Raw genomic sequence first — 561 nt, 5'->3', positions numbered from 1 at the left:
AGGATATTCATGTTATCCCGATCATAAAAATAGGCTTCGCCTAAGGCAGCAGGGTAAGCGAAGAATCCATATTCGTTTGTGCCTAGATTGATGGTGAAATCCTGACCACCAGAAGAACTTAAATTGTTTGAGTTAATAGTCCAGGGCGATGTGGAGTAATCAATCGTACCGACCATTGGCATAGCTGACATAGTGCAAGTTTCGATATTTTCACCTGATGGAATTTCGGGTTCAGGGGGTGTATAGAGTGAAGCACTATCAAGGTTAAATGAAAGATCGGTACTTTCAATTCTAGGGTAGGAAGAGGTTTCGCAAGCGATCACATCACCGACACTAAGCCCAGTATTCTCAAACTCTAAACTGATAAGCATAGGGTAAGCACCTGGGAAGTCTGTTCGATAGACGAACCAGTCCGTATTATCACGAGTCATAACAACAGGACCGGATTGATTTGTCATTTCGTCAATGGTTGGGTTATAGGGTGTCCACGTTGCGCCATCCCATGCACCGCCCGTCAATGTTGCTTCGCCTAACGCAGCTGGATACATAAAGTAGCCATAC

1 protein-coding gene is annotated in these 561 nt (G+C 44.6%); it reads right to left on the bottom strand.

Translation table 11 applies throughout. The features are described from left to right. The coding region (locus A3735_RS08380; RefSeq protein WP_156499532.1) for a hypothetical protein at positions 1–548 on the bottom strand (548 nt) is incomplete at its 3' end. Between the last annotated feature and the right edge of the window lie 13 nt (positions 549–561).

It is taken from the genome of Oleiphilus sp. HI0061 (assembly GCF_001635675.1).
The sequence above is the reverse complement of the archived record's forward strand: the minus strand, read 5'-3'. Positions and strand labels throughout refer to the sequence as shown.